The sequence below is a fragment of the Flexivirga sp. genome (assembly GCF_035551235.1).
GTDB lineage: Bacteria > Actinomycetota > Actinomycetes > Actinomycetales > Dermatophilaceae > Flexivirga.
In genome coordinates this window covers 1-16,495 of record NZ_DASZNO010000033.1, presented here as the reverse complement: position 1 = coordinate 16,495, position 16,495 = coordinate 1, and the positions used below count along the sequence as shown (strand labels likewise).

Annotated in this window: 17 protein-coding genes; 10 read left to right on the top strand and 7 right to left on the bottom strand. The window is 68.3% G+C overall.

The annotated features are described in order from the left end of the window. The first annotated feature begins 73 nt into the window (after nt 1-73). Together VG502_RS11570 and VG502_RS11565 are read left to right on the top strand one after the other, a co-directional pair. On the top strand, nt 74-1,339 hold the full coding sequence (locus tag VG502_RS11570) for an ATP-binding protein (protein ID WP_325550212.1): 1,266 nt from the start codon (nt 74-76) through the stop codon (nt 1,337-1,339). Beyond that, nucleotides 1,336-1,998: a response regulator transcription factor gene (locus VG502_RS11565; protein WP_325550211.1), complete on the top strand. Its 663-nt coding sequence runs from the start codon at nt 1,336-1,338 to the stop codon at nt 1,996-1,998. The genes VG502_RS11570 and VG502_RS11565 overlap by 4 nt, the downstream gene beginning before the upstream one ends. 45 nt (nt 1,999-2,043) lie before the next feature. Here VG502_RS11565 and VG502_RS11560 read toward each other — a convergent pair whose 3' ends face one another. From VG502_RS11560 to VG502_RS11550, 3 genes are all read right to left on the bottom strand, one after another. Next, nucleotides 2,044-2,274, bottom strand: coding sequence for a hypothetical protein (locus VG502_RS11560; protein ID WP_325550210.1), 231 nt, complete (start codon nt 2,272-2,274; stop codon nt 2,044-2,046). Between the two features lie 101 nt (nt 2,275-2,375). Then, nucleotides 2,376-3,035 (bottom strand): DedA family protein, encoded by a 660-nt coding sequence (locus VG502_RS11555; RefSeq protein ID WP_325550209.1) that lies wholly within the window; start codon nt 3,033-3,035, stop codon nt 2,376-2,378. Nucleotides 3,036-3,053: 18 nt separating this feature from the next. Continuing rightward, nucleotides 3,054-4,418 carry a serine hydrolase domain-containing protein gene (locus VG502_RS11550; RefSeq protein ID WP_325550208.1) on the bottom strand — a complete coding sequence of 455 codons (1,365 nt, stop codon included), beginning with the start codon at nt 4,416-4,418 and terminating at the stop codon, nt 3,054-3,056. A 669-nt stretch (nt 4,419-5,087) separates the two neighbouring features. Between VG502_RS11550 and VG502_RS11545 the strand changes: the two genes are divergently transcribed. From VG502_RS11545 to VG502_RS11535, 3 genes are all read left to right on the top strand, one after another. Then, nucleotides 5,088-6,533, top strand: coding sequence for an HNH endonuclease (locus tag VG502_RS11545; protein WP_325550207.1), 1,446 nt, complete (start codon nt 5,088-5,090; stop codon nt 6,531-6,533). Between the two features lie 82 nt (nt 6,534-6,615). After that, a complete protein-coding gene (locus tag VG502_RS11540; protein ID WP_325550206.1) occupies nt 6,616-7,401 on the top strand; it encodes an exodeoxyribonuclease III in 786 nt (261 codons plus the stop codon). 30 nt (nt 7,402-7,431) lie between these two features. Beyond that, complete coding sequence (locus VG502_RS11535; protein ID WP_325550205.1) at nt 7,432-7,998, top strand: dihydrofolate reductase family protein; 567 nt, start codon at nt 7,432-7,434, stop codon at nt 7,996-7,998. Nucleotides 7,999-8,020: 22 nt separating this feature from the next. On the opposite strand, the gene VG502_RS11530 is transcribed toward VG502_RS11535, so the two are convergent. Genes VG502_RS11530 through VG502_RS11520 form a run of 3 tightly spaced genes read right to left on the bottom strand, consistent with a single transcriptional unit; the run spans nt 8,021 to nt 9,641 of the window. Beyond that, nucleotides 8,021-8,593, bottom strand: a complete 573-nt coding sequence (locus VG502_RS11530) for a GNAT family N-acetyltransferase (protein ID WP_325550204.1) — start codon at nt 8,591-8,593, stop codon at nt 8,021-8,023. A 42-nt stretch (nt 8,594-8,635) separates the two neighbouring features. Beyond that, nucleotides 8,636-8,995 carry an MmcQ/YjbR family DNA-binding protein gene (locus VG502_RS11525; protein WP_325550203.1) on the bottom strand — a complete coding sequence of 120 codons (360 nt, stop codon included), beginning with the start codon at nt 8,993-8,995 and terminating at the stop codon, nt 8,636-8,638. A 13-nt stretch (nt 8,996-9,008) separates the two neighbouring features. Further along, nucleotides 9,009-9,641, bottom strand: a complete 633-nt coding sequence (locus VG502_RS11520; protein WP_325550202.1) for a TetR-like C-terminal domain-containing protein — start codon at nt 9,639-9,641, stop codon at nt 9,009-9,011. Between the two features lie 65 nt (nt 9,642-9,706). Between VG502_RS11520 and VG502_RS11515 the strand changes: the two genes are divergently transcribed. From VG502_RS11515 to pcrA, 3 genes are all read left to right on the top strand, one after another. After that, complete coding sequence (locus VG502_RS11515) at nt 9,707-10,981, top strand: MFS transporter (RefSeq protein WP_325550201.1); 1,275 nt, start codon at nt 9,707-9,709, stop codon at nt 10,979-10,981. Nucleotides 10,982-11,021: 40 nt separating this feature from the next. Then, nucleotides 11,022-11,351 (top strand): TfoX/Sxy family protein, encoded by a 330-nt coding sequence (locus tag VG502_RS11510; protein WP_325550200.1) that lies wholly within the window; start codon nt 11,022-11,024, stop codon nt 11,349-11,351. A 153-nt stretch (nt 11,352-11,504) separates the two neighbouring features. Then, the gene (gene pcrA / locus VG502_RS11505) at nt 11,505-13,922 is read left to right on the top strand and encodes a DNA helicase PcrA (RefSeq protein WP_325550199.1); all 2,418 of its coding nucleotides are present in this window, start codon (nt 11,505-11,507) and stop codon (nt 13,920-13,922) included. A 70-nt stretch (nt 13,923-13,992) separates the two neighbouring features. On the opposite strand, the gene VG502_RS11500 is transcribed toward pcrA, so the two are convergent. Further along, entirely contained in the window at nt 13,993-14,646 is a 654-nt protein-coding gene (locus tag VG502_RS11500) for a M23 family metallopeptidase (protein WP_325550198.1), read from the bottom strand. 403 nt (nt 14,647-15,049) lie between these two features. Here VG502_RS11500 and VG502_RS11495 point away from each other — a divergent pair, with 403 nt between their 5' ends. Together VG502_RS11495 and VG502_RS11490 are read left to right on the top strand one after the other, a co-directional pair. After that, a complete protein-coding gene (locus VG502_RS11495) occupies nt 15,050-15,643 on the top strand; it encodes a PadR family transcriptional regulator (protein WP_325550197.1) in 594 nt (197 codons plus the stop codon). Next, on the top strand, nt 15,640-16,365 hold the full coding sequence (locus tag VG502_RS11490) for an ABC transporter ATP-binding protein (protein WP_325550196.1): 726 nt from the start codon (nt 15,640-15,642) through the stop codon (nt 16,363-16,365). The genes VG502_RS11495 and VG502_RS11490 overlap by 4 nt, the downstream gene beginning before the upstream one ends. Nucleotides 16,366-16,495 lie beyond the last annotated feature (130 nt).

The window sequence follows — 16,495 nt, the reverse complement described above, 5'->3', positions numbered from 1 at the left end:
CGACCCCCTGAGGCATCCCCGAAAAGCGGTCGGATCGTTCGGTGTACGCCGGGAAGTGGGTAAGACTGGAGTCGTGAGCGAGACGGTCGGAGTCGAGGGCGTGCAGCGTCCGCCGCTGGCCCGACCCACCGAGGGCCGGGTGCTGGCCGGTGTCTGCGCCGGCGTCAGCCGGCACCTCGGAGTGCCGCTGACCAGCCTGCGGCTGATCACGGCCGTCTCGATCCTCTTCCTCTTCGGTGTCCCGGTCTACGCGTTCCTGTGGTTGACGATGCCGCAGTCGGACGGCCCGGCCCTGGTCACACCGTTCGACAAGGACGGCAGCGGCATTTCGCGCGGGCGGCTCTTCCTGATCGGCATACCGGTGCTCGTGGTCGGCGGGCTGGCCGGCAGTGGCGCGATCCGGTCGGTTGCACGGCTGTCGCTGACGCTTCCGCTGCTCGTGATCGGCGTCGGCCTGGTGCTGGTCTGGTCGCGCCTCGGCACCGCCGAACGGCGCCAGTGGCTGAGCGCGCACGACCGCCGGGAGACTCGGATCCGCACGGTCATCGGCGTCGTCATGGCGCTGATGGGGATCATTCTGCTGCTGTCGCAAGGGGGCGGCATCGAGCGGCTGCGGGACGTGACCGTGGGCGGTCTCGTCGTGCTGCTCGGTGCGGGGATCCTGGGTGCGCCGTTCATTGCGCGCTTCTTCGACACGCTGCGCAAGGAGCAGACCGAACGCATCCGGGCGACCGAGAAGGCCGACATCGCCGCGCACCTGCACGACTCCGTGCTGCAGACGCTCGCGCTGATCCAGCGCCGCGCCGACGACCCCAGCGCCGTGCAACTGCTCGCCCGCGCTCAGGAACGCGAACTGCGCAGCTGGCTGTATGCCGAACAGGCCTCCAGTGGCCGCACACTCGCGACCGCGGTCACCGATGCGGCCGGCGAGATCGAGACGTTGCACGGCATACCGATCGACGTGGTGGCGACCGGCGACCGGCCCCTCGGCGAGGGCGAGGAGGCGCTGCTGCGGGCGTTGCGCGAGGCGCTGGCCAACGCCGTGCGGCACGGGGAGCCGCCGGTGTCGGTCTATCTCGAGGTGGGTCCGGCGGCGGCCGAGGCCTTCGTGCGCGACCATGGTCCGGGATTCGACCCGGACACCGTCTCCGAGGACCGACTCGGCGTGCGGGAGTCGATCATCGGCCGTATGACGAGGCACGGTGGTGAGGCGCAGGTGCGTCGGCTGGACGACGGGACCGAAGTGCGACTGCGAATGCCATTGGAATCAGCCACGTCCGGTGCCGAGAGCGGCGCGGCGGACGACAGGGACACGAAAAGCGACAGGGAGCAGCGATGACGGCGCGTGTGGTGTTGGTGGACGACCACCGGATGTTCCGGTCCGGGGTCAAGGCCGAACTGGACGACACCGTCACGATCGTCGGTGAGGCGCCGGACGTCGACACCGCGGTCAAGGTGATCCGCGAGCAACGACCCGACGTGGTGCTGCTGGACGTGCATCTGCCCGGTGGCAACGGCAACGGTGGTGTCGATGTCGTGACCGGCTGTGCCGGAGTGCAGGCGGAGAACGACGCGCCGGTCCGTTTCCTCGCGCTGTCGGTGTCCGACGCCGCGGACGACGTCATCTCGGTCATCCGGGCCGGCGCTCGCGGCTACGTCACCAAGACGATCAGCCCGACCGATCTCATCTCGGCGATCCACCGGGTCAAGGACGGCGACGCGGTCTTCAGCCCGCGGCTGGCCGGATTCGTGCTCGACGCGTTCGGCGCGACCGCCGGCGAGATCGCCGAGGTCGACGAGGAGCTCGACCGGTTGTCCGCGCGCGAGCGTGAGGTGATGCGGTTGATCGCGCGCGGCTACCAGTACAAGGAAGTCGCCAAGGAGCTGTTCATCTCGGTGAAAACCGTTGAGACGCATGTGTCCTCGGTGCTGCGCAAGCTGCAGTTGTCGTCCCGGCACGAGCTGACGTCCTGGGCGATGCAGCGTCGTTTGTTGTAGCGCTGCGGGTGAAGGGCTGCCGCCGGGCCGAGACCGGCTCGTCGGTCAACTCGCGGAGCGCTGCCACGCGGGTTCCTCGCCCTTCTCGTAGTCGACGAACGCGTTGCGCAGGCCGAGCAGGACTTCGGCAGCGGTCTCGAAGAGTGCCTGGGCCCGCGGCTCGTCGACCTTCTGCACGTCCTCGCGCAGGTGCTCGGCGAGATCTGTGAGCCGCACCTGGATCTTGGCGGTGTGCCGCAGCGGGTCGCTGATCGGGAGTGCATCGGTGTTGCTCATGGGATCCTCCTGGGTCGTCCTTTGCTGATGCATTCAGCGTCGTACGAGCTGCAGGAGTGCGCTTGATCGCGATTGCGGCGTAGGGCGATCGGGGCGTGCGGTCAGGTTGCGGAATGCTCCGTGTCGGCCTCGACCCGGTCGCGCTGCTCGGCGAACGCCCTCACATTGCGCTCGAGCCGGCGGCGCAGCACCGTCGAGCCGAGCAGGCCGATGAGGATGGCCACACCGAGGGCGACATACGAGAAGTTCTTGAGGTACTGCTCGGCTGCCGTGCCGATGTAGTAGACGAGGTAGGTCGTGCCGCCCGCCCAGCAGATCGCGCCCGTCGCGTTGGCGAGCAGGAAGCGCGGGTAGTGCATCTTGAGCGACCCGGACAGCGGCCCGGCGAAGATGCGCAGCAGCGCGATGAAGCGACCGACGAAGACGGCCGCCATACCCCAGCGCTTGAAGATGTGCTCGGCGTAGTCGACCAGGTCGCGGCTGAAATGGTGCGGGAATCGTCGCTCCAGGTAGGCGAAGAGTCGCTCGCCATACCGACGGCCGATGGTGTAGCCGATGGTGTCACCGATGACCGCGCCGAGGACGGCCGCGATCGCGATGCCGTGCGGGCTGACGGACACCTCGTGCCGGGAGGACAGGATCGCTGCGGCAACCAGGATCGTCTCGCCGGGGATCGGCACGCCGAGGCTCTCGATGCCGACGGCGAGGCCCGCGATGAGGTAGACCGCCATGGGCGGGATCGTCGTCAGCCAGTGATCCATCGAAGTCCCTAACGTCGGTCAGCGCCAGCCTGTTCCGACGCCGCCGGGAATGTCCCCTGCAGGATCGTACGGCGTGCGGGTGAATCGGAAGCTGCCGAGATCGAGGTATGCCGGCGCGCCGTCGCCGCCGCGGTGGACCGTGAGCCGCTCACCGGCGAAGTACTCGTCGAGACCGACCCAACCGCCGGTCCGTCCGCTCGCGTCGTCCGGCGCGAAACGTGAGCCGCGTCCGCCCTCGACCGGTGCGAGCCGCAGCCGGCTGCCCTCGGCAGTGAGCAGATGCGGACGCGGACCCCAGAACCACGTGCCGACCAGGTCCACGACGTCCGGCGCCGGCGCTTCGGCGGCCCAATCGGCGGCGCTACGCGGGGAGTGCTCGCGCAATGTGCGCACCATGCCGAGGGTGTCGAGCGAGAGCCCGGCGGTGCTGTTGACCAGCTGCACGATGCCGTCACCGGTCTCCGGGTCGATCCGCAGCGACGACTGGTAGCCGGGCATCGAGCCGCCATGTCCGATGAAGCGCTGTCCGCCGGAGTTGACGATGTCGAGCCCGAAGCCGTACGCCCGGGTGTATGCCGTGCCGGGGTCGTCGTTGATCAGCGCCGGGATCTGCATCTCTCGGCGCAGGTCGTCGGAGAGGACGCGCTCGTCGCCATACGCCAGGAATCTCGCGAAGGCCGCGAGGTCGTGCACGGTGGACCAGAGCTGGCCGGCCGGTGCCATGGCCTTGGTGTCGGTGGCGGGCTCGTCGTGCAGCAGGTCGGCATACGGATGTATGGCGAGGCCGGGCGCCGCGTTCTCGGTGGGCGCGTAGGTGGTGTCGTCGAGGTCGAGCGGCTGCAGGACTTCCGCGCGCAGGCTGTCCCACCAGGTGCTGTTGCGCAGGCGAGCAACGAGTTCGCCGGCAACCGCGAAACCGACGTTGCTGTAATGGAACCGGCGTCCCGGGCGGTGGAGCGGGCGGATGCTGGACTGCAGTTCCTCCCAGGTGCGGCCGGGGCTGCGCTCCCACCAGGCGCCCTCGGTCTCGGCCGGCAGCCCGGCGCCGTGTGTGAGCAATTCGCTGACTCGGACCCCGGGGATCTTGTCGGCCAGCTCCGGGAGGTGCTTGGCGACCGGGTCGGTGAGCTCGATCAGGCGGTCGTCGACGAGGCGGAGCGTGAGCACCGCCGTGAACGACTTCGTGATCGATCCGATCCGGTATTGCGTTGCGGTGGTTGCTTTTTCGCCGCTTACCCGGCCGGTGATGTGGCCCGTTGCGCCGGCCCACGCGACTTCTCCGTCACCGATCACGGCAGCCGTTGCGGACGGTGCGCGGCTGACGCGCTGGGCCTCGGCCAAGCGAGCGTCGAAGAGGTGTCGCAGGTGTGCGTCCGGAACCATGTGTCCGATCCAATCACGCTCGCTTCCGCACCCTGAGGAGCCTGTGAGGTGCGAGCGGGCGTCGGCTGCGTCGCCGGCTGGCGTATGGCGTGTGCTGTGGGGGCGTCGGCTGCGCCGCCGTGCCGGTCTCACTCCGTTCGCTCCGCTGGCGCTCCGCTCACTGCATAGGCCCGGCCCGACGACGCACCCGACGCCAGGGGGCGCCTTCTCGTTCGGTTGGGTCATTGATCGTTCGCCGGCCTTCGTGCCGGTCGCGAGTAGGTCTTGTGGATGGGCTGAGCCCGCGGCCAAGTCGCCAACGCTGCGGGTTGAGCGCCGCCCTGAGTAGCCGTGAGGAACGAGCGGCGTATCGAAGGGTAGGGCGGGGGAGCGCAGCCGTTCGCGGGTTGAGTAGGGCGGGGGAGCGCAGCGGAGGAGGCCGTATCGAAACCCCGGCCTCGCGCGTCGAGCGCGGCCAACCCTGCGGGTTGAGCGCCGCCCTGAGTAGCCGTGAGGGACGAGCGGCGTATCGAAGGGTAGGGCGGGGGAGCGCAGCGGAGGAGGCCGTATCGAAACCCCAGGACTTATCCACATCCCTCAATCGAGGAGCCGTCGTTGGAGGGGGATGTGGATAACACTCAATCACGAAAACCATTGTGTTCCAGCATGATTCGTGAAATACTCGAACACATGGACGACACACTGCGACACGCGACAGGCACCCCGGTGGGTGTCCTTGATGCGTCCGCGGTCCGCGCGTTCCACGACCGACTCGACGCCCCGATCACCACCGGTAACCCGTGGGCTGAAGTGCGGGCCCTGGAAGAGTTGCGTAACGCGATCAGTGCCCGGCAGGCCCGGGCGGTCGTGGCCGCCACCGAGGCGCAGCGGGCGTGTGATGTTCCGCGGGGTGTTGAGGAGACGGTGACGTCGCGGAAGGTGGGTGCGGATGTCGGGTTCGCCCGGCGGGGCACCCCGCACGCGGGATCGGTCTTCCTGAACGTCGCGAGAGTGTTGACCGCGGACATGCCGCACACGCTGACCGCACTCGCGGCCGGGGTCATCTCCGAGTGGGACGCCACCCGCCTGGTCCGCGAGACCGCGGGCTTGTCCGGGGACGGTCGTGCCGCGGTCGATGCGGCGATCGCGGACCAGTTGGGGCAGGTCGCCGCTTCACGGCTGATCTCGTCGGCGCGGGAGCATGCGTACCGGGCCGAGCCCGACGCGGTCCGGGCTCGCCGGGTGAGGGCCGAATCGGGCCGGCGGGTGACGGTGCGGCCGGCACCGGACTGTATGGCGTACCTGACCGCGTTCCTACCGGTCAAGGACGCCCTGGCCTGTATGGCCGCACTCAACGACGCCGCCGACGAAGCCAAAGCCGCCGCGGACGACGCATCGGGCCCGAAAGCCGGCGCCACCTCGAAGGGCGCAGCCTTCTCGCGCGCCCGGGTGATGGCCGACACCCTGGTGGAGCGGGTCGCCGGTCGCCGCCGGTCCGATCCCACGAACGTGAGTGTGAATCTGTTGATGCCGCTGGACACGCTGGCCGGGGATACGCCGGGACATGTGCCCGGCTACGGGCCGGTGCCGGCTGACCTGGTCCGGGAATGGTTCACCCGCGGTGACCCGACCGGTCCGTTGGTGCGTCGGTTGTTCACGTATCCGGGGACGGGGGACATCGTCGGGATGGAGTCCAAGGCCCGCCGCTACCCCGGCTTGCTGGCGTTGTTGATTCTGTTGCGGGATCAGGTGTGCCGGACCCCGTGGTGCGGGGCACCCGTGCGGCATACCGACCACATCCGTTCCCACGCCACCGGCGGCGCAACAAGTGAGCGCAACGGTGAAGGGCTGTGCGCCCGGTGCAACTACATCAAGGAGCACCCCGACCGGCAGGTCACCGGCGACGGCAGCCAGACGACCACCGAATCTGCCGGATTCACCGTGCACAGTTACCCACCCGCACCACCGGGGATGCCCCCACCCACACGATCAGCACTGGAGCGATGGCTGATGGAAATCACCTGGCCCGACACCCGAGCAGAGCAAACCGGCACACCACCGGGACAAGCCGCTACGCGACCAGACGAAGACGCCCCCGACGCACACGACGGCAGGGGCGATCAGGACGCTCCGTGAGCGACAGGCCGCTGCCCATGAGAGCTGCTCACGATGAGGGCGGCGCGACCGGATGTCCTTCGCGGATGAGAGAGTCGGCCGCGTGCGAGTTATTTCGGCGAACGTGAACGGCATCCGAGCAACCGTCCGCAGGGGCGGCCTCGACTGGCTGGCCGCGCAGGATGCAGATGTGCTGGCGCTGCAGGAGGTTCGGGCTTCGGAGACGCAGTTGGCCAAGGCACTCGAAGGCACGGTCTTCGAGTCATGGCACGTCGCGCACGCGCCGGCAGCAGCGGCCGGGCGTGCCGGTGTGGCGGTGCTCAGTAAGCACCCGATCCTCGAAACCGCCCACGGGCTGCCGGGATTCGCCGATGACGGCCGCTGGATCGAGGCGGTCATCGAGATGGGCGGGCGGCGCACGATGGTCGTGTCGGCATACGTCCACACCGGCGAGGCGGACACGCCGAAGCAGGACGAGAAGTTCGCCTTCCTCGAAGCCATGGGCGGTCGTATGGCGCAACTGATCGACCACGACGCCGTGGTGACCGGCGACTTCAACATCTGCCACACCACGCGAGACCTGAAGAACTGGAAGGGAAACCGCGGTAAGTCCGGATTCCTCCCCAAGGAGCAGAAGCACCTCACGTCCTGGTTCGAGGCAGGCTGGATCGACGTCGTCCGAGACCGAGCAGGTGACGTCGACGGCCCCTACACCTGGTGGTCTTGGCGCGGGAAGGCCTTCGACAACGACAGCGGCTGGCGGATCGACTACGTGCTCGACTCACCGTCGCTCGCCGCACGGGTCGAGCGGCACGAGATCGGCCGTGCGGCGTCATACGCCGAGAGGTGGAGCGACCACGCGGCTGTGGTCGTCGATCACACTCGGTGAGTGTCGGTGGCCGCAGCTAGCGTGCTGCGGATGACCGAGTTCTCGTATTTCACGGCCTGCACCATCAACGGCTTCATCGCCGACTCGGACAACTCGCTGCAGTGGCTGTTCGAGGTGCCCACCCTCGAGGACGACTCGGCGATCCCGGACTACATCGACAGCGTCGGCGCGCTCGTGATGGGAGCGACCACCTATTCGTGGGTGCTCGAGCACGAGCAGGTGCTGGAGCAGCCCGACAAGTGGCACGACTGGTATGGCGACCGGCCCACCTGGGTCTTCACGCACCGCAACCTGCCGACCATCCCCGGCGCGGACATCCGCTTCGTCGCCGGAGAGGTCGCCGACCACCTCGACGAGGTGAGCGCATCCGCGGGCGACCGCAAGGTGTGGCTGCTCGGCGGTGGGGAGCTCGTCGGAGCGTTCGACGACGCCGGCGCATTGGACGAGATCTGCCTCGGGATGGTGCCAGTCGCACTCGACGCCGGCGCCCCGATGCTCCCTCGCCGCATCACCTCGGAGCGGTTGTCGCTCGTCGACGTGCGGCAGGTCGGGCAACGACTCGATGTGCGATACAAGGTCGCTCGCCCGTCGGTATGACGGACCGACCGGCACCCGAAATTCAGACCCCGGCCAGCTCGATCCAATAGCGCCGGACCGTGCCGTGATCCGGTGTCTCACGGACATCCTCGAGGTCGCCGCCCCAGTGCTCGATGGTGCACGCGGACGCGACGTTGTCCTTGGCGCAGGTGATCAGAACACGTTGCAGGCCAAGCGATTTCGCCTGATCGAGCGCGAGGCCCAGCGCTGCCGTGGCGACGCCTTGCCGGCGAGCGGTGGGCCGGACGCCATACCCGATGTGACCGCCGACATTGAGCAGGAAGTCGTTGAGCCGATGCCGCAGCGAGATGGAGCCGCGGATCCGAGTCGGCTCACGCTCGTCGACGATCCAGGAGAGCGTGTCGTGCACACGATCCGGCGGCAACTCGGTCGACTCGTCGGCATACGACACCCGAGTTGCCACCCAGGTGGCGAACCGCTCGGGATCCTCGAGGTCATCGTCGTTGATCGAGTCGGTCGCGAATCCGTCCCGATGACCCGACCCGAATTCGAAGGCGCAGTCGAGGAACGCCTGGTGAAGCCGAACAGTCGGCTGTATCAATCGGATTCGGGGCTCGTCAGGTTCGTCGACCATCCCTGGATGGTCACACGGCGCGGGTCGGCGTCGCCACCGGGTTCAGCCCGGACCGTCCGGATGAGTGAGGTCGTACGCGCGCGCGAGCTTCTTCGGCACGACCATCCGCCACGCGTCGACGACGAGCTCGCGCGCTTCGACCGGGTCCAGTGCGGCCAGGCGGGCTTCCACCCAGTTGAAGCGCAGGTCCGACGGCGACGGCAGCTGGAACTTGTCCGGCTCGCTCGCGACGAGCGCAGCACGCTCGTCCTTGGGGAATCCGAAGCCCATCACAGTCTCGTCCAGGGAGAACGCGACATACACGATCTGACCGACCCGGAACTTCAATCTGCCGCGCACGTGCACGGCGTACGACCGCTCCAACTCGTCACCCAGGGCGAGCACGTCGTCGACCACCGCCATGCGAACGACTCGGTCAGCTCTTCGCGTTCGAGCGCATCGACAGCACGTCGCCGACCAGGCGCTCGGCATAGTCGTCATCGATGGGCATCGCGAAGACGACGTGGTGGTAGAGCGGGGCGATCACGTGGTCGAGCACCTGCTCGACGCCCGGCGTGTGTTCACCCCGAGTGTGCGCGCGGCTGATCATCTCGGCGAGCTGCTCGCGACGGGCGGTCCAACAGGGGCACGCGTCGAGCATGACTCCGTCGCGCGCGTTGACCATCGCGCGCAGGTAGCGGGTGCGATGCGGGCGCACGATGTCGTCGGTGATGACACGCGCCCACTCGCGCAGGTCGCCTTCCAGCGACCCGGTGTCGGGCAGGACCTCGTCCTCGCGCGTGAACGCCGCGACGGCGACCTCTTCGAGCAGCGAGTCGATGTCACCCCAGCGCCGGTAGACGCTCGTCGGGTTGACCTCGGCGAGTTCGGCGACGATCGGGATGGTGATCTGATCCGGGCGCTGCGTCGCCATCAGCTTGCCGACCGCGCTGTAGACAGCGTCCTGCACGCGCGCGCTGCGGCCACCCGGACGGCGCTTCACGGGTGTGGACGCTTCGGACTCCTGGGTGGACGGGTGTGCGGACACCTGAGTGGACTTCGTCGACATACGTGCCATTATTGCAGTGCGCTTGGCATTAACGCGAGTGCGGCGTACGCTGCTCACCTAAAGCAATGATGTTTGCATTTAACGAGGTGGGTATGTCGTTCCGCTTGTCCGGGCCCGTCGGGTTCGCTGTCGCCGGTCTCGCAATGACCGGCTTGATGGTCGGCGCCGCGGCGCCGTCCCCGCTCTATCCCGTCTACCAACAGCTGTGGGGCTTCTCGTCATTCACGCTCACGGTGGTCTTCGCCGTGTATGTCGTGGCGCTGCTGGGCACCCTGCTGACCATCGGCTCGCTGGCGGATCACATCGGCCGCCGACCGATGCTGGTCGGCGGCCTGCTGCTGCTCGCCGCGGCGATGGTGATCTTCGCCAACGCTGACGGCGTCGGCACGTTGCTCGTCGCGCGCATCGTGCAGGGCGTGGCGACCGGCGCGATCACCGGCGCGGTCAGTGCACTGATCCTCGACCTGCAGCCCAGCTCGCACGTTGGCTCCGTCGTGACCGGAGGCGCGCCCGGGATCGGTCTCGCGCTCGGTGCGGCCCTCGCCGGCGGCCTCGTGCAGCATGCTCCGGCGCCTCGGCAGCTGGTCTTCTGGGTCCTGCTCGCGTCCTACGTGGTGCTCGCGGCAGCAGCGGTGTTCGCTCCCGAGGAGTCGCGTCGCCGTCCGGACGCGCGCGTCATACGAAGCGCCATACGGCCGAGTGTGGGGGTTGCCCCGGAGGCCAGGTCGACCTTCGTGGCCTGGGCGCCGGCGATCTCCGCGACCTGGGCACTCGGTGGTCTCTACCTGTCGCTCGGATCGTCCGCCGTCTCGCGACTGCTCGGCGTCACCGACCACTTCGTCGTCGGGCTGGTGCTGGCCAGCTTCTTCGCGCCGGCAGGTCTGGTATTGCTGGTGATTCGCCCAGTGCCGCAACCCGTCCGACGCACACTCGGGCTTGCATCGCTGGGCAGCGGAGTCGTCGTCACGATCATCGGCGTGCTGCTCTCCTCGAGCGTCGTCTACGTCCTCGGCTCGATGGTCGCAGGCGTCGGCTTCGGGGTGACCTTCCAGGCGGCGGTCGCAGCCATCGGTGCCGTCACGCCGGCGAGCAACCGTGCGCAGACCTTCGCCGCGACCTACGTGCTCGGCTACACGGCATTCAGCATCCCGGCGGTCGTCGCCGGCCTCGCCGCGCAGGACTGGGGGCTGCGTCCCACGCTGGTCGGGTACGGCGTGCTCGACGTCGCACTCGTCCTCACCGCGGCGGTCCTCGCGGTCCGTGCGGCGCGCCGGGCTGCAGCAGCAGCCGCCGGCGCCGTGTGCCCCGCCGAGCTGGCCACCGTTCACGCCGAGAGCTGAGCCGTCGCGGTTGTCGGTGCGGGCGGGCACAATCGGTTCCATGGCGTATGACGGAGAGCTCGTCGAGCGGATCCGCGAGCTACTCGTCGGAGAGCTGGACGTGACCGACAAGCGGATGTTCGGGGGAGTGGCATTCCTGACTGGTGGGCACATGGCCGTTGCCGCGTCGAGGAACGGCGGGCTGATGGCGCGGGTCGCCCCCGAGGACTCCGAGACGTTGCTGCTGCGCGACGGCGTCTCCCGGATGGTGATGGGCGGCCGGGCGATGAACGGCTGGCTGCGCATCGACGAGGGCCACCTCGATGACGAGCAACTGGCCGAATGGGTCGACCGCGGGCTCGACTTCGCGCGCAGCCTGCCCTCGAAATGAATGCGGGTCGAGCGGTGCCCTGAGGAGCGGTGAGGGACGAGCCGCGTCTCGAAGGGTGCCGGAGGAGCGAAGCGGGGGAGGTGTATCGAGACCAACTGGTCCCCACCGGGGTCGGAATCGTCGTCAGTGTCGCCAAGTAGGCTTGCGCACGACATGAGCAGCCTTTTCGACGACCTTCCCCTGCCCGGATTCCCAGCTGATGCCGCATCGGCGACGGTGCCCACCAAGGCGCCGACGGACGTCGATGAGCGCGGAGTGCCGACCTGGGCAAGCCTCGGCAAGGAAGCTCCGCAGAGCGCGAAACCGGCCGCGCGACCGTCGGTCGCCGACCCCGAGAGCCTGGTCGCGGGGCTGAATCCGCAGCAGCGGGAAGCGGTGCTGCACGAGGGGCCGCCGTTGCTGATCGTGGCGGGCGCCGGTTCGGGCAAGACCCGGGTGCTCACCCATCGCATCGCACACCTCATGGCGGCCCGGCACGTGCAGCCCGGGCAGATCCTGGCCATCACCTTCACCAACAAGGCCGCCGCCGAGATGCGCGAGCGCGTCGAGGCACTGGTCGGTCCCGTCGCCCGGTCGATGTGGGTTTCGACCTTCCACTCGGCGTGTGTGCGGATCCTGCGTCGTGAGGCGAGCAAGGTCGGCCTGAAGTCGACCTTCTCCATTTATGACGCCGCCGACAGCCAGCGGATGATGGCGCTGGTCATGCGTGATCTCGACCTGGACCCGAAGCGGTTCCCGCCACGGTCGTTCAGCCACCAGGTCAGCAACCTCAAGAACGAGCTGGTCGACGAGGAGACCTACGCCTCGCAGGTCGTCGAAGGCACCCATCAGGAGCGGATGCTGGCCGAGGCCTATTCGTCATACCAACGGCGCCTGCGGCAGGCCAACGCACTCGACTTCGACGACCTGATCATGACGACGGTCAACATCCTGCGGGTCTTCCCGGACGTCGCGGAGCACTACCGCCGGCGCTTCCGGCACGTGCTGGTCGACGAATACCAGGACACCAACCACGCGCAGTACGCCCTGGTGAAAGAGCTTGTCGGCCATCAGGTTTCGGATGCCGCGCTCGGCGAGGTGCCACCCGCGGAGCTGTGCGTGGTGGGTGACGCCGACCAGTCGATCTACGCCTTCCGTGGTGCCACGATCCGCAACATCGTGGAGTTCGAGCAGGACTACCCGCAGGCGCACACCATCCTGCTGGAGCAGAATTACCGCTCCACCCAGAACATCCTGCAGGCCGCCAACGCCGTCATCGCCAAGAACGAGGGCCGCCGGCCGAAGAACCTCTGGTCCGAGTCCGGCGCCGGCGCACCGATCGTCGGGTATGTCGGTGACTCCGAGCACGACGAGGCTGCCTTCGTCGCTCGCACCATCGACCTGCTCGGTGACGAGCAGGGCGTCAAGCCGAAGGACGTCGCGGTCTTCTATCGGACCAACGCCCAATCCCGTGCGCTGGAAGAGGTTTTCGTCCGAGTCGGGCTGCCCTACAAGGTGGTCGGCGGCACGCGCTTCTACGAGCGGCGCGAGGTCAAGGACGCGCTCGCCTACCTGCGCGTGGTGTCCAATCCGCTGGACACGGTCAATCTGCGCCGCATCCTCAACGTCCCCAAGCGGGGCATCGGTGACCGCGCCGAAGCGTGCGTGTCCGCGCTGGCCGATCGGGAGCGCATCCCGTTCGTCGCGGCACTCGGCCGCGCCGCGGATGCACCTGGCATTGCTACGCGTTCGGTGACCTGCATCAATGGCTTCACCGCGCTGCTCGAGTCGCTGAGCGAGGTGCACCAGTCCGACGACCATGGTGTGGGGGACCTGCTGGAGGCCATCCTCGACCAGAGCGGATACCTCTCCGAGTTGCGCCGCAGTCCCGACCCACAGGACGAGACGCGCGTCGAGAACCTCGCCGAACTCATCGCGGTGGCAAGGGAATTCGACGAAAACTACCCCGGCGGGTCGCTCGAGGACTTCCTGGAGCAGGTGTCGCTGGTCGCCGACACGGACGAGATCCCGGACGAGGAGGGTGAGGACAACGGCGTCGTCACGCTGATGACGCTGCACACGGCCAAGGGCCTGGAGTTCCCGGTCGTGTTCCTGACCGGCATGGAGGACGGCACCTTCCCCCACCTGCGGGCCCTCGGCGACCCCAAGGAGCTCGAGGAGGAGCGACGGCTGGCGTATGTCGGCATCACCCGCGCCCGCGAGCGGCTGCACCTGTCGCGAGCCGAGGTCCGGTCCGCGTGGGGTGCGCCGCAGTACAACCCGCCATCGCGGTTCCTCGACGAGATCCCCTCGGGGCTGGTCGACTGGCAGCGCGTCACCACGACGGGATCGCGCCCGTCGTCGACTCCGGCGGTCGCCCGGTTGGCGTCGAAGCCGGGTGTGCGCAGCCCCGGCAACCGTCCGATCATCGCGCTCGTTGCGGGCGACAAGGTCACGCACGACACGTTCGGGCTGGGCTCCGTCATACGCGTCGAAGGCCAGGGCGATCGCTCGATGGCGCACATCGACTTCGGCGGTGACACCGGGGTCAAGCGGCTCCTGCTGCGTTACGCCCCAGTCGAAAAGCTTTGACACACAGACTCGTTCCTCGTCTGCGTGTCAAAGCTTTTGATGTTGTTTGTCCGTCCTTCGGCCGGCACGGTTAGAAGATCCCGTGCGCCTGCAGCCAGGGTGCGGGGTTGATCGGCACGCCGCCGAGGTGGATCTCGAGGTGCAGATGCGGTCCGGTCGAGTGGCCGGTGTCGCCGGAGTAGCCGACCGACTGCCCGCGCGCGAGCCACTGGCCGGGCCGGACGCTGATCGATGACATGTGGCCATAAACGCTCTGCACGCCGTCGCCGTAGTCGATCGTGACGTGGTTGCCGAGGCCCGGGTCCCAGCCCGTAGCGACGACGGTGCCCTCGTGCATCGCACGCAGCGGCGTTCCCCAAGCGACGGCGAAGTCGTCACCCTCGTGGTAGGTCGATCCGATGCCCTCGGGTGACACTCGGGCTCCGAACCCTGACGTCAGCGGCGCGGCGCAGTCGGCCACTGCGCAGGTCCACGGATTCTGAGGTTTCACCGGGGGTTTCGACTTTTTCGGCGTCGCCTTCGTGGTGGGTGACTTCTTGGGGGTCGCCTTCGCGGTCGCCGTCGCACGGGGCCGCTCGATCGCTCGGTCGCGCGATGCGGCACCCGGCAGCGAGCGATCAGGGGTGATGATCGGCGTCGGCTTCGCGGCGTTCGCCTTGAGGGTGCTGGCCGAAATTTCCTGCGGGCCCGGATCGATCGCCAGCGATCGGCTGCCGAACGGCATTGGCGCGATCCCTGCGACAGCAGCGCCGCCCACCGTCGCCGCGACTGCTACCCCCGTCGGGACTGCGAGCCGGCGCAGCTGGTGACTCTTGGTCGTGGTGGCACGATGCCGCCCTTGCGGTCGCGCGGGGTTCGGTCGGTGTCGTCCTTCATATGCAGTCATCGATACGTGCGCGAAAGCGGGTCTCGGCCGGAAAACAACACCCGCGTAATTCTAGGACCATGGGGTCGTCGCCGTGTGGTTGCGGGTCGATTCGTTTGCGACTGTCGGAACTTACGGCTGGACGGGCAGTCCGCGTGTTTGGGTGGCGAGGGCGCGACATGCTTGCCAACTCTAGACATACTCGGTATACATACTCTGACCACGGTGAATACCGGGTATATCTGATCGGGGGATGGTTCGTATGTCGATCAAACACAGTCTGCTCGCACTGCTCCAGGGCGGCGCGATGTATGGCGCCCAGCTGCGCCAGGAGTTCGAGCACCGCACCGGAGGCACATGGCCGCTCAACGTCGGGCAGGTCTACACGACCCTCGGTCGGTTGGAGCGCGACGGACTCGTCGAGAGCACCGGTGCGGCCGACGAGGACGGCCGCATCGCGTACCAGCTCACCGACGCAGGACGCGATGAGGTGCAACAGTGGTGGACCGTCCCGGTCGGCCGTGAGCAGACGCCACGCAACGAGCTCGCGATCAAGCTGGCGCTCGCGGTAACGCTGCCCGGTGTCGACGTGCAACGGATCGTGCAGACCCAGCGCACCGCGACCATGACGCACCTGCGCGACCTCACTCGATTGAAGCGCGGCGCCGACGGCGAGGACCTCGCCTGGGAGCTGGTGTTGGAGTCGCTCATCTTCGCCGACGAGGCAGAGGTGCGCTGGCTGGACCACGTGGAAGCGAGGATCAGCCGCCTAACCCCTACGACGGCGAAAGCCTCGCGGACGGCGCCCGTCGCCACCGCGGGGAGCGCTGGAGCGCGTGAGGGGGCGCGCCGATGACGAAGCAGCCGACTCTCCTTCTCGACGAAGTCGAGCGAACTCACGGCACGGGAGAGACGGCAGTGCATGCGCTGCGTGGCGTGAGCCTGACGGTCAACGCCGGTGAGCTCGTCGCGGTGATGGGCCCGAGCGGTTCGGGCAAATCGACGCTGCTGAACATTGCCGGCGGGCTCGACGCTCCGACGGCCGGCAGAGTGTCGGTGGACGGTGCCGACCTCGCGACACTCTCGCGCGCCGGGTTGGACAGAGTACGACGGCGCACGATGGGCTTCGTCTTCCAGGACCTCAACCTCATCCCGTCGCTGACCGCGATCGAAAACGTCTCTCTTCCCCTGGAATTGGACGGCGTGAGCGTTCGTAAATCGCGCACGGCAGCGCGGGACGCGCTCGGCAAGGTCGGCATCCTCGACCTCGCCGACCGTTTCCCGGAGCAGCTGTCGGGAGGCCAGCAGCAACGGGCGGCCATCGCCCGTGCGCTCGTCGGTGATCGGCGCCTCGTGCTCGCGGACGAGCCCACCGGAGCACTCGACTCGACGACCGGCGAAGCCGTGCTGCGCACCTTGCGCGACCAGTGCGACGACGGAGCTGCCGGGCTGCTCGTGACCCACGAGTCACGACATGCGGCGTGGGCCGACCGGGTGATCTTCCTGCGCGACGGCGTGGTCGTCGACACGACCGGCGACGCGTCCACACCCGAGTCGCTGTTGAGCCGGGTGGTCTGACGTGAGCAGCTCGGGGGAGCGCACATCAGGTCACTCCCTCCGGGGGTCAGGAGGCCCCGGAGGGTATGTCGGGGGCTGGCGAGTCGCCCTGCGGCTCGCCGCCCGCGACATACGCAAATACCCTGGCCGG

What these genes read in the sequence shown, in the direction of transcription:
- VG502_RS11565 (WP_325550211.1), top strand. Translation starts at nt 1,336, where the DNA reads ATGACGGCGCGTGTGGTGTTGGTGGACGACCACCGGATGTTCCGGTCC.
- VG502_RS11560 (WP_325550210.1), bottom strand. Translation starts at nt 2,274, where the DNA reads ATGAGCAACACCGATGCACTCCCGATCAGCGACCCGCTGCGGCACACC.
- VG502_RS11555 (WP_325550209.1), bottom strand. Translation starts at nt 3,035, where the DNA reads ATGGATCACTGGCTGACGACGATCCCGCCCATGGCGGTCTACCTCATC.
- VG502_RS11550 (WP_325550208.1), bottom strand. Translation starts at nt 4,418, where the DNA reads ATGGTTCCGGACGCACACCTGCGACACCTCTTCGACGCTCGCTTGGCC.
- VG502_RS11545 (WP_325550207.1), top strand. Translation starts at nt 5,088, where the DNA reads ATGGACGACACACTGCGACACGCGACAGGCACCCCGGTGGGTGTCCTT.
- VG502_RS11535 (WP_325550205.1), top strand. Translation starts at nt 7,432, where the DNA reads ATGACCGAGTTCTCGTATTTCACGGCCTGCACCATCAACGGCTTCATC.
- VG502_RS11530 (WP_325550204.1), bottom strand. Translation starts at nt 8,593, where the DNA reads ATGGTCGACGAACCTGACGAGCCCCGAATCCGATTGATACAGCCGACT.
- VG502_RS11525 (WP_325550203.1), bottom strand. Translation starts at nt 8,995, where the DNA reads ATGGCGGTGGTCGACGACGTGCTCGCCCTGGGTGACGAGTTGGAGCGG.
- VG502_RS11520 (WP_325550202.1), bottom strand. Translation starts at nt 9,641, where the DNA reads ATGTCGACGAAGTCCACTCAGGTGTCCGCACACCCGTCCACCCAGGAG.
- VG502_RS11515 (WP_325550201.1), top strand. Translation starts at nt 9,707, where the DNA reads ATGATGTTTGCATTTAACGAGGTGGGTATGTCGTTCCGCTTGTCCGGG.
- VG502_RS11510 (WP_325550200.1), top strand. Translation starts at nt 11,022, where the DNA reads ATGGCGTATGACGGAGAGCTCGTCGAGCGGATCCGCGAGCTACTCGTC.
- pcrA (WP_325550199.1), top strand. Translation starts at nt 11,505, where the DNA reads ATGAGCAGCCTTTTCGACGACCTTCCCCTGCCCGGATTCCCAGCTGAT.
- VG502_RS11500 (WP_325550198.1), bottom strand. Translation starts at nt 14,646, where the DNA reads ATGCCGTTCGGCAGCCGATCGCTGGCGATCGATCCGGGCCCGCAGGAA.
- VG502_RS11495 (WP_325550197.1), top strand. Translation starts at nt 15,050, where the DNA reads ATGTCGATCAAACACAGTCTGCTCGCACTGCTCCAGGGCGGCGCGATG.
- VG502_RS11490 (WP_325550196.1), top strand. Translation starts at nt 15,640, where the DNA reads ATGACGAAGCAGCCGACTCTCCTTCTCGACGAAGTCGAGCGAACTCAC.